General features: G+C 73.4%; 8 protein-coding genes and 2 pseudogenes. 3 read left to right on the top strand and 7 right to left on the bottom strand.

The features are described 5' to 3' along the window. Window positions 1–172: 172 nt before the first annotated feature. Complete coding sequence (locus tag ACFWBB_RS27635; protein ID WP_385277684.1) at window positions 173–532, bottom strand: hypothetical protein; 360 nt, start codon at window positions 530–532, stop codon at window positions 173–175. 219 nt (window positions 533–751) lie between these two features. Then, window positions 752–2,416 (bottom strand): FAD-dependent oxidoreductase, encoded by a 1,665-nt coding sequence (locus ACFWBB_RS27630; protein WP_385277692.1) that lies wholly within the window; start codon window positions 2,414–2,416, stop codon window positions 752–754. 248 nt (window positions 2,417–2,664) lie between these two features. On the opposite strand from ACFWBB_RS27630, the gene ACFWBB_RS27625 reads away from it, so the two are divergent. Continuing rightward, window positions 2,665–4,470, top strand: coding sequence for a protein kinase (locus ACFWBB_RS27625; protein WP_385277682.1), 1,806 nt, complete (start codon window positions 2,665–2,667; stop codon window positions 4,468–4,470). Between the two features lie 109 nt (window positions 4,471–4,579). Here the strand turns inward: ACFWBB_RS27625 and ACFWBB_RS27620 are convergent, their stop codons facing one another. Next, window positions 4,580–5,512, bottom strand: coding sequence for an anti-sigma factor RsbA family regulatory protein (locus ACFWBB_RS27620; RefSeq protein ID WP_385277680.1), 933 nt, complete (start codon window positions 5,510–5,512; stop codon window positions 4,580–4,582). After that, on the bottom strand, window positions 5,509–5,862 hold the full coding sequence (locus tag ACFWBB_RS27615; RefSeq protein WP_385277678.1) for an STAS domain-containing protein: 354 nt from the start codon (window positions 5,860–5,862) through the stop codon (window positions 5,509–5,511). Before ACFWBB_RS27615 ends, ACFWBB_RS27620 begins: the two co-directional genes overlap by 4 nt. Here ACFWBB_RS27615 and ACFWBB_RS27610 point away from each other — a divergent pair. Beyond that, window positions 5,771–6,538: a DUF6629 family protein gene (locus ACFWBB_RS27610; RefSeq protein ID WP_385277676.1), complete on the top strand. Its 768-nt coding sequence runs from the start codon at window positions 5,771–5,773 to the stop codon at window positions 6,536–6,538. The genes ACFWBB_RS27615 and ACFWBB_RS27610 overlap by 92 nt on opposite strands. Here ACFWBB_RS27610 and ACFWBB_RS27605 read toward each other — a convergent pair. The 3 genes and pseudogenes from ACFWBB_RS27605 to ACFWBB_RS27595 all read right to left on the bottom strand — a co-directional run. Further along, a complete protein-coding gene (locus ACFWBB_RS27605; RefSeq protein ID WP_385277674.1) occupies window positions 6,516–8,225 on the bottom strand; it encodes a VanW family protein in 1,710 nt (569 codons plus the stop codon). The two genes, ACFWBB_RS27610 and ACFWBB_RS27605, sit on opposite strands and share 23 nt — an antisense overlap. Window positions 8,226–8,411: 186 nt before the next feature. Then, window positions 8,412–8,627, bottom strand: a pseudogene (locus ACFWBB_RS27600) (hypothetical protein); the annotation flags it as partial. A gap of 73 nt (window positions 8,628–8,700) precedes the next feature. After that, window positions 8,701–8,772 (bottom strand): annotated as a pseudogene (locus ACFWBB_RS27595) (TetR/AcrR family transcriptional regulator); the annotation flags it as partial. A 622-nt stretch (window positions 8,773–9,394) separates the two neighbouring features. Between ACFWBB_RS27595 and ACFWBB_RS27590 the strand changes: the two are divergent. Then, window positions 9,395–10,675 (top strand): YhgE/Pip domain-containing protein, encoded by a 1,281-nt coding sequence (locus ACFWBB_RS27590; protein WP_385277672.1) that lies wholly within the window; start codon window positions 9,395–9,397, stop codon window positions 10,673–10,675. Window positions 10,676–10,694 lie beyond the last annotated feature (19 nt).

Genomic DNA, 10,694 nt, shown 5'->3' with positions numbered 1-10,694 from the left:
TGCACGCCGCCGCTGGGCTTGTCGTGCTCCTTGCTCCAGCCGCCGCCGGACTCCTCCTTGCCGCCGTTCCAGGAGTCGTTGCCGTGCTCGCCGGAACTGTCGGAGCCCTTGTCCTTGTAGGTCTCGGGGTCGAACCTGGGGTCCTTGGCCGCGCCGTGGTCACCGCTGTCGTTCACCGAGGCCAGGGCGCCGCCACCGGTGTGCATGCCGCCGTGCGGGGAGTCGTGCTCCTCCTTCCCGTGGTCCTCCTTGCCGTGGTCCTCCTTGCCGTGGTCTTCCTTGCCGTGGTCTTCCTTCCCGTGGTCTTCCTTCCCGTGGTCCTCCTTGCCGTGGTCTTCCTTGCCGTGGTCTTCCTTGCCGTGGTCCTCCTTGCCGTGGTCCTCCTTGCCGTGGTCCTCCTTGCCGTGGTCTTCCTTGCCCGAGGAGGAGTCCTCCTCCTTGCCGTACGAGGAGTCGTCCTGGGTGTCGTGCTCCGTGCCGTACGAGGAGCTGTCCTCCTTGCTGTACGAGGAGTCGTCGTGGTCCGTGTCACCGCCGGCGGCGTAGGCGCCCGGGGCGCCGATGGCGAGGGCGGCCGAAGCCGCCGCGGTGGCCAGGATCATGCGAGCTGAACGCATCTGATGGTCCTTCCGTCGCGACCGGGCAGCCGACACCTCGTCAGCCGATGGGACCCGACCGTGATGTGATCCACCGTCAGCCGCCCGTCGCCACGGCACCACTCGGGGCGTTCACACGGGTGACGCCCGTCGGCTCAGCCGACCGCCAGCCCGGTCTTCAGGACCCGGCGCAGCACGGCCTCGGGATCCGCCTCCGGACCCGGCGACCGCCATACGACGAACCCGTCGGGCCGGACGAGTACGGCGCCCCCGCGTCCCGTGCCGTGGCGCTCCGCCCAGTCGGCGTCGCCCTCCGGCACCAGGTCGGCGCCGGCTCCGGTGCCCACCCGGTACGACCTGAGCGGGAGGGCCAGTTCCTCGGCGAGGCGGACGGCGGCCCGGTGCCATCCGTTCGGCTCACCGGCGCCGGCGTCGCTGAGCAGGACCAGGGACCGCTCGTAGAGGTCGAGGGTCGAGAGCCGCCGGTCCCCGTGCCCGACCCACAGGTGAGGTGCCCTGCTGCCGGGCCCACCGGTCAGGTCGAGGCTCTCGGGCACGACCGGGACGCCGGGGTCGGCGCCGACGACCGCGCCCTGCGGGTAGCGGTAGCCGAGGGCCACGTTGAGGATGCCCCGCTGGGGACCGCCGCCGCCCGCTCCGGCCGGCGCGGCGAATCCGGGGTGGCTGTGCTCGGCCGACCGGGCCGCTGCCCGCGCGCTGGTGGCCTCGGCCACCGGGCGGCGCTCGGCGTCGTAGGTGTCCAGCAGCTTCTCCCCCGCCCAGCCGTCGAGCACCGCGGCCAGCTTCCAGGCGAGGTTGTGCGCGTCCTGGATACCGGTGTTGGAGCCGAAGGCCCCGGTGGGCGACATCTCGTGGGCCGAGTCACCGGCCAGGAACACCCGCCCCGACCGGTAGCTGCGGGCGACCCGCTGAGCGGCGTGCCAGGGCGCCTTGCCGGTGATCTCCACGTCGAGGTCGGCGACCCCGACCGCCCGGCGGATGTGCTCGACGCACCGCTCCTCGGTGAACTCCTCCAGGGTTTCGCCGTGTTCGGGGTGCCAGGGGGCGTGGAAGACCCAGTTCTCGCGGTTGTCCACCGGCAGCAGGGCACCGTCGGCGTCCGGGCTGGTCAGGTAGCAGACGATGAAGTGGCGGTCGCCCACGACCTCGGCGAGCCCGCGCGAGCGGAAGGTGAGGCTGACGTTGTGGAACAGGTCGCCGGGTCCGCTCTGACCGATGCCGAGCTGCTCACGGACGGGGCTGCGCGGGCCGTCGGCGGCGACGAGGTAGTCCGCGCGGATGGTGGTGTGCTCACCCGTCTCACGGCTCTTGACCACCGCGGTGACACCGGTGGGGTCGCTGTCGAACGACATCAGCTCGGTGGAGAAGCGCAGGTCGCCACCGTGCCCGCGGGCGTGGTCGAGGAGGACCGGTTCGAGGTCGTTCTGGCTGCACAGGCACCAGGAGCTGGGGCTGAAGCGGGCCAGTCCGCCGCCCGGGTCGATGTCCCGGAACAGCCACTCGCCCGCGTCGCCGACCAGGGTGGGCGCCTGGAGGATGCCGTGGTTGTCGGCCAGGGTGGCGGCGGCCTCCTGGATCGCCTTCTCGACACCCGCCACCCGGAACAGCTCCATCGTGCGGACGTTGTTGCCGCGGCCCCGCGGGTGGATGGAGGTGCCCGAGTGGCGCTCCACCAGCACGTGCGGTACCCCCAGCCGACCCAGGAACAACGAGGTCGCCAGGCCGACCAGGGAGCCGCCGACGATGAGGACCGGCACCCTGATGGTGTGGGGGCCGGTCTCTTCGGCTCGTTTGTTCATCACTCTCGCCTCCAGCGCGTCGATTCCGCCGACCCGGCCGGATACGGCGGAGATCCTCATGCATGCCCCGTGGAGGTGACGGCGGCTCAGGCTTCACCCGCCTGCGTCGCGGGGCCGGCGGACCTGTCCCGCGCAGGTGACGGCCGGACAGAACCGGTGGAAACCCTGAGCACCGGCCGTACCTCGGCTAGATTCGGTCTCCCGCACAGGGCGAACTTGCTTACGACGAACATCACTTCGGGAGTTCCGTGTCCGACCACCTGCAGCCCCCGCCGAACTCCGCGGACTCCTCGAACTCCACGGCGGACGAGGCCGTCGCGCTCCGGCAGACCGGAGCCGCACCGCTGCGGGTCGGCGACCCGGTCCGCGTCGGCACCTTCGTGCCCGTGGCGCTGCTCGGCAGCGGCGGGATGGGGCGGGTCTATCTGGCCCGGGCCGCCGACGACGGTCCCGGGCTGTACGCGGTGAAGGTGATCCGGCCGGAGTACGCCGAGGACGTCCGGTTCCAGCGTCGCTTCGTGCACGAGGCGCAGGTGCACGCCCGGCTCGGTCCGCCGTACGCGCCGAGATTACGTGGCACCGGCTGGGACGACCAACTGCTGTGGATGGCCACCGAGTACGTCCCGGGGCTCGACCTGGCCGACGTGGTGCGCGTGGACGGAGCCCTGTCGGCGGCCACCGTGTGGCGGCTGGTGGCGGAGCTGGGGCGGGCGCTCACCGCCCTCGCCGCGGCCGAGGTCGTGCACCGGGACCTGAAGCCGTCCAACGTGCTGCTGTCGCTCCAGGGCGCTCATGTGATCGACTTCGGCATCTCGAAGGCCGCGGACGCCAGCGCGATCACCGGCACCGGCAACCGGGTCGGCACTCCGGCCTACATGTCGCCGGAGTATCTGCGGACGGGCCACTGCGACGCGGCCTCCGACGTGTTCTCGCTGGCCGGAACGCTGCTCTACGCGGCCACCGGACGGGCCCCGTTCGGCGACGGCACCGGTGTCGACGTGATGCACCGGGTCGCTTTCGAGGAGCCGAACCCGGAGGTGACCGGCGCGGTCTCGGCGACCGACCCGGAGCTGGGGGCGCTGCTGACCGCCTGTCTGGCCAAGGAGCCCGAACGACGCCCGACCCCCGGTGAACTCATCGACACCGCCGGGTCGCACGCCGGGACTTCCGGCTGGCCGGAGCCTCTGCACGGCAGGGTGCTGGCCCGGCAGCGGGCGTACGAGACGCTGCACCGCCTCCCCGTGTCCCGGGCGGCCCGGCTGCACCCCTCGGACAACCGGGTGGCGTCGGGACCGCCGCCCCCGTCCGGCGGGATCCCCGCGCAGGCGAGCCAGGCACCCACCGGGCCGGTGGCCGCGGCTCCCGCGGCCGGCGAGGCCCCGTCGGCGCCCTCGCGCCCGGAGGCCGCCCGGCCGTGGCCGGGCCGGAAGCGGGTCCTGGTGGCCGCGGTCGGCACCGCCCTGTGCGCGGTCGCCGCGGGCCTCTTCGTGTTCAGCCGCACGGACGGCTCCGTGGCCTCCGCCGCGCCCCGGCCGGGCGTCGTCACGTCAGCGGCCGGTTCCGGGCCCGCCGCTCCGTCGGCCACGCCCGGCGCCCGGGACAAGGCCTCCGCCGCGGGCTCGGCCGGCGGACGCGCCGACGACACCGAAGCCGAGGACACCTCGCCGCCGGGAGCCGTCGTCTCCACCCGCGTCTCCTCCTCCGCCGGCCGGCCGAACGTCGCCGCCACCCCCATCGGCGACACCGGCCCCTCGGCCGTGCCGAGCGAGTCCCCCGACACCACACCGAGCGAGCCGGCCGACCCACCCTGGATCACCGACTGCGCGTACTACGCCGGCAAGGCCCGCACCAGCCCGGGAGAGAGCGGCAAGCGGGTGCGGCAGGTGCAGTGCATGCTCGTCGAACGCGGCTACGACGTGGGCGGTTCCGGCGTGAACGGCGACTACGGCCCCGAGACGGAGACGGCGGTCCGCGGCTTCCAGAGCGACAAGGCACTGGTGGTCAACGGCATCGTCAACAAGGCCACCTGGGCAGCACTGCGCGACACCGTCTGACGCCCCCGTGACACCGGGGCACCTCGTGCGGCCTCCCGGAAGGGACGTACGGGGTGCCGCCGACCGGCCCGGGTCCGGGTCCGGGTCCGGGTCCGGATCCGGCGGGGTCTCAGCGGCCCAGGTAGAAGCGGACGGTCGTGCCCTCGTCGGAGGTGTGCATGCGGACCAGGTCGGCCACGTAGTGGACCAGCATCAGACCGCGGCCGCCGATCTGACCGCGCACGGGCGGTCTGCGGCCGGCCAGCGGATCGGACAGCCGGCCCGCGTCCCGGACCTCGCACACGACCTGTCCCGCCGCGGCCCAGACGGCGAGCGTTCCCTGTCCGGCGCCGTGCACCACGCTGTTGGTCGTCAGTTCCGCCACCGCCAGTTCGGCGTCGCCCAGCCGCTGTCCCGCGAGGCCCAGCCGTTCGGCCTCCTTGACCGCGAAGACGCGCACCGCGTACAGCTCGTCGGGTCCGAAGGAGAACACGGCGGCGTCCGGCGCGGGCACCAGCGCCTCGTTGTAGCGGGTGAGGACGGAACGCCAGTCGTAGGCGTCACTGACCTGTTCCGTGTCGCGGGCCACGACGGTCGGGTGGGTGATCCTCGCGTCGGCCAGGACCTCCTCGGCCAGGCCCGCCTCGTCGTACGGGCACAGGATGGTCACCGGCCGGCCCTCGAAGGCCGCGTTGATCAACGCCTCGTGCTGCGCGCACGCCGGGTACTCGACCGCGCTGCGGCCCGCCCAGATCGGCTCGCCGATGATCCGCACCCGCCCTCGCTGATGGGCGTCGGCGAACGCGCGTAGCACTCCGGGGATGATCCGGCCCGGATTGCGGCCCGCCACCGTCATGTCGAGCAGGTGGACGGCCTGCGCGTCCGGACCCAGACCGGTCCTGATCAGCTCCAGGTTCGGCCCGGGCACCGCCACCGCCACCGGCTCACCGAGGTCGAGGCCCTCCTGCACGAAGGACACCGTCCGGTCCACGTACTCCTGCTCGGTGCGGTAGAACAGCGCGGGGTGCTCGAAGGCCTCGTGGGTCGCCACCGTGTTCGTCACGGCGCCACCTCGATCCGGCCGAGGCCCGGCCAGAACAGGCCCAGTACACGCGGTACCTGGGGTGGCGGATGCTCGACGACCACCCGGCCCCCGGGCAGGCCCAGCGCCGTGACGGCGAGCGCCGCGACCCCGGCCACGTCGACGAACCCCACTTCGGACAGCTCCACGTAGGACACCTCGGCGTGCTGCCGGGCCAGGCCCGCCAGGGCCTCTTCCCAGGGCGACCGGGTGACCTCGCTGATCTCACCCCTGGCACGAATGCCGGGCCGACCGGACAACGGGCCCACCTCCAGCACGGCCCCGCCGTGCGCCGGCCCGAATCCGTCGACTCCGTGCGAGGCGTCCACCACCTGCGGCCCCCTTCGATCCTTGCCGGTCACCCGCCGCCGAACGGCCGGGACAGTCCACAGGCAGCCTTCTGCCCACCGGACCAGCGTAGCGCGGCGCCCCGCACCACCGGCGCGCCCTCCGCACGGACGCCGTGGCCGCGAGGGCGGGCGGGCCGGTTTGGCCACCCGCGCGGCACTGTCCGCCGGTCGGCCCGGCGGCCGGTGGATCCACGGGGCGGGACGCAGCCCGGCGCGCACAGCGCGGCGAGACGGATGCGGACGACGGCCGGACCCAGGGCGCGTGATGGGTCGGATTGCCATGCCGACCTGGTGGCGGGCGCCGGGGTCGCGGCCGTCGGGGTGGCCTGTGCGACGCGGGTGGCCTGTGCGGGACGCGGGTGCGCGCCGCCGGGATCTTCCCCTCGCCGCACTGCCGCCGCTGCTCGGGGCTCACCGCATCGTGGAGGCGGCGGTCCGGGACTCGGGCGGGGGCAGCGGACCCGCCACCGTGCTGCTGCCCGGCTGGGTACGGCGGCGCCCGGACCCCGCACGGCTGCCGCCGGAGCGGACCGGTACGGGTCACCGCGTCCAGTGGGCGATGTCGCGGAAGCGGGCCTCGGCGCGGCCTGCCCGAGCCGCCCGCCCCCCTTGCCCAGGCCTGCCGCCGCCCGCGCCTACTGGGCGGCTTCGCAGGTGATCTCGTCCCGCGGGGTGTAGTGGGTATGGAACGGTTCCCGCCGCACCTCCCTGCCGTCGTTGGAGAAGACCCGCTGGACGGTGACGTCGAAGCCCTCGAGCGGGGTCTGCGGCACGCATTCCTTGTCCGTGCTCACCTTGTGCTTCGGCTGTGTCACCCGGGTGCGGGGCCCGGTGACCGACTCGACCTCGTCGTACTTCCTGGTGCCGAGGAAGTTGACGGTCACCGAGGTGTCGGTGGACTCGGCCTGGATGTAGAGGGCGTGTCCGGAGTCGTTGGCGAACCTCAGGTCGAGGCTGCCCCAGGCGACCGTCGCCTCACGGCCCTCCGGGTAGCGCTCGATGTAGAAGGAGTGGGCGCCGTACTCCACGGGCTTGACGCCGGCGAAGAACATCGCGTTGAACATGGTCGTGGCCATGGTGGAGACACCGCCGCCGGGCGCCTTGGTGAACTCACCGTCGAGGATCATGATGCCCTCGCCGAAGCCGTTGGCCTTGGTGCGCTCACCCACGGTGCGGTTGAAGCTCCAGGTCTCGCCGGGCATGACGACGGAGCCGTTGATGAGCCGGGCGGCCCGCCCGATGTTCCTGGTGCGGTACGCGGCCGGTTGGAAGTGGACGGTGAAGGAGGACATCTTCTCCCTCAGCCCCAGCCGCGCCGCGCTCTCACGGGTCACCTCCGGCTGGATCCGGCGCAGGGCCACTCCACCCGTGCGGGCTCCGCCCGACCGGGTCAGCAGCGGCAGCACGGACTTGCCCAGCGCCTTGCCGGTGACCTGTACGCCGGTCCGGGCGTCGCGGGCCACCACGACCCGGTCGCCGTCCGGCCGCAGCGCGGCGTTCTCGGCGGTGGCGGTGAGGGCATCCAGGGGGCGGGCCACGGAGGGGGCCGCGCGCAGTCCCGCGGCGTCCAGCTTCGGGACCAGTCTGCCGGCGCCGTCCGGCCGCATCGTCAGATGCTCGCCCAGCACTGTCCGGCCGATGGTGAAGCGCTTGCCGCCCGCGGTGAGTGTGACGGGCGCGGACACGGCCGGCCGCGCGAAGTCGCGCACCGCCCGCCGCACCTCGTCCGCCGTGACCTTCGGCCGCGTCTCGCGGGCGGGCAGGACCGCGGCCCTGTCCGTCCCGCCGCGCAGGAAGGAGGTCCGCAGGGTGCCTACGGCGGCGTCCACGTCCAGTGCGTATCCCCGCCGCGGGGCGGCCTGCTCGACCCGGCCGCCGGTGAAGCCGACGGCGCCTTCGCGAACCTGCTGGTCGAGCGTCTTCGCCAGCTTCCCCAGAGCGGTGCGGGCCTTCGTCTCGTCCACGCGTACGACCGGCTCCTCGTCGCCCCCCGAGTGGAAGAAGCCACGGATCACGCCCACCGGATCGGAGCCGCTGCGGGTCGCCCGGTCCACCGTGCGCTCGGCGTCGAAGGTGAGTCCGGCCGAGCGCGGGTCGACGGTCGCGCTGCGGTCCCCGACCCGCACAGTCAGTTTCCGCGAGCCCTCCGCCATCAGGCGCTCGTCCAGCTTGTGGACGGCCTCCGAACGGCTGAGGCCTCCGATGTCCACGCCGCGCACCGTAGTGCCCGACTCGACGTCACCGCCCGTGAGCAGCGCCCCGGTCAGATACAGCGCGCCGATGCCGACGGTCAGCGCACCGCCCGCCAGGGCGAGGGGCGGCACGGAGGCTATTCGAGAACGCATGGGTCTCCTGGACGGGACGATCGACGGGTGGTGGCCCTGACGCAGGGCACCACATACAGGGCAAGCATCCCAAGCTACCCAAAGCCCGCGATGGGCTCATATGTCCCAGAACACGTATGTTCCGGATCACGCCGACCCGCCTGCCGCACTCGCGCCGAAGGTGGGCCAACGGCGCCGATCGGCCGATCAGGCCGGACGGTCGGGCGGTCGGGCGGTCGGGCGATCACGCCGGACGGTCAGGCCGGACGGTCGGCCGATCACGCCGACCCGCCTGCCGCACACGCGCGCCGAAGGTGGGCCCGACGGCGCCGATCGGCCGATCAGGCCGGACGGACGGACGGACGGTCGGACGGTCGGACGGTCGGACGGTCGGGCGGTCGGGCGGTCGGGCGGTCGGGCGGTCGGGCGGTCGGCCGATCACGCCGGACGGTCGGCCGATCACGCCGGCGATCAGCGCCTCCAGTTGCCGCGCGACCGGGTCGAGCGGTCGCGCGTCGCGCTTGGCCCGGCACATCGCGGTCGCACCCTCGAGGGACGCCACGCCGAGGGTCGCGAGCTCTGGCTATGACGATCGTCATGGTCTCTCGGGGAAACGTCCCGGAATCAGGAGCCGAGGGGCCCGCCGTCCGGATCCGCCGCCGGGGCGGCCACCTCCGCCGCGATCCGGCGGTAGGCGGCACGGGCCTGGCCGATCCGCGCCGGCACCTTACGACGAGAGCCGCCGCGCACGGGCAGCCGAGCCAGCAGGTGTCACGGTGGCCGGCCCAGGTGGGCGTGCCGGCCGGCGAGGCGGCGAAACCGTTGAGGATCAGCCGGCACAGCACGGCCGCACCCGGGGCCGCGGTGAACCGGGCGCAGAGCCCCGGCAGCGCCGCCTGCGGAGACAGTGCGGCCGGCGCGAGCCCGGGGCGGTCCGAGCCCACCAGCATGCTGTGCAGCCCCCGGGACAGCGCGCCTTCGTCACGAGGCGGGAGCCGATGACCCCATCCGGCTGGTCCTGCGCTTCTGGGCAGGACGCCTGCCTTCCCCCGGACCCGGGTAACGGCAAGACTTCGGGACGACTCGCCGTACCCCCTCATCCCGACCGGTGACCCACCGGCGATCCACCGGCGACCGGCCCCGGAGCGGACACCCACCCACCCACCAGGCCCCAGACACGACGGAGAACCATGACCGCCGACGGCACGACCCCCGCCACCGGACCGCAGGTACGCGCCACCGCGCTCCTGCGCCGCCCCGGACTGTGGCTGGTGCCCACGGTCCTCACCGGACTGCTCGCCCTCCTGCTGTCGCTGCTCTACATGGGCGGCGTCGTCAGCCCGCAGCAGGACCTGCACCACCTGCCTGTCGCCCTCGTCAACGGCGACACCGGCAAGCCGCCGAGCGGGCAGGAACAGAACCTCGGCACCCAGATCGCCGCGGCCATCACGTCGGACACCTCGAGCGACACGGCCGACTGGCGGCGACTGACCCGGGCCCAGGCCCAGGACGAGCTGGACTCGGGCAAGGTCTACGGCGCCCTGGTCATCCCCGCGGACTTCACGGACTCCGTGGCCGCGCTCACCACCACGCACGCGACCGCGCGGCCCACGCTGACCGTGCTGACCAACCCCGCCAAGGGGAGCCTCGGTTCCTCCCTCGCGAGCAGGATCACCACCACGGCGGCCCAGCAGGCCTCGCAGACCATCGGCAAACGGCTGACGGCGGCCGCCGCGGGAGCGGACTCCACGCGGAAGCTGCTGCTCGCCGACCCGGTCGTCGTCACCACTCAGGCCGGTCACGCACTCGGCGACCACAGCGGTCTCGGTCTGAGCGCCTTCTACTACACCCTGCTGCTCGTGCTGGCCGGCTTCATGGGCGGCAACGTCATCAGCAACGGCGTGGACACCGCCCTCGGTTACGCCGACAACGAGATCGGTCCCTGGCACACCCGGCTGCCCACGGTCCCGATCAGCCGTACCCAGACGCTGCTGCTGAAGATGCTCATGACGGCCGGCATCACGGTGGTCAGCGTCTCCCTCGTGCTGCTCGCCTGCGTCAGCGCCCTCGGCATGGACGCGACCCACATCCCGCTGCTGTGGATCTACTCCTACTGCGCGGCCCTCGCGGTCGGCCTCGGCGTCCAGGCCATCAACGCGGCCTTCGGCGGGATCGGCCAGCTGGTGTCCATGTTCGTGTTCATCGTGCTCGGCCTGCCCTCCTCGGGCGCCACCGTCCCGCTCCAGGCGGTCCCCGGCTTCTACCGCTTCCTGTCCCACTTCGAGCCCATGCGCCAGCTCAGCGACGGGGTCCGGGCGATCCTCTACTTCGACGCACGCGGCGACGCCGGGCTGACCCGGGCCTGGACCATGATCGCGATCGGTGCGGCCGCCGGTCTGCTCTTCGGCTTCGCGATGACCTCGTACTACGACCGGTCGGGGCACCGGCGCCTCACCCCGCAGCCCGCCTGAGCGGCGGGTCCGGGGAGTC

The organism is Streptomyces sp. NPDC060000 (assembly GCF_042737375.1).
In the GTDB taxonomy this organism is placed as follows: domain Bacteria; phylum Actinomycetota; class Actinomycetes; order Streptomycetales; family Streptomycetaceae; genus Streptomyces.
Note: the sequence above shows the minus strand (reverse complement) of the source record. Positions and strands in the feature narration are given on the sequence as shown.

Excerpts from the sequence above, each read along its gene's own strand:
- ACFWBB_RS27610 (WP_385277676.1), top strand. The coding sequence starts at position 5,771 with ATGCCGGGCCGACCGGACAACGGGCCCACCTCCAGCACGGCCCCGCCG.
- ACFWBB_RS27605 (WP_385277674.1), bottom strand. The coding sequence starts at position 8,225 with ATGCGTTCTCGAATAGCCTCCGTGCCGCCCCTCGCCCTGGCGGGCGGT.
- ACFWBB_RS27630 (WP_385277692.1), bottom strand. The coding sequence starts at position 2,416 with ATGAACAAACGAGCCGAAGAGACCGGCCCCCACACCATCAGGGTGCCG.
- ACFWBB_RS27590 (WP_385277672.1), top strand. The coding sequence starts at position 9,395 with ATGACCGCCGACGGCACGACCCCCGCCACCGGACCGCAGGTACGCGCC.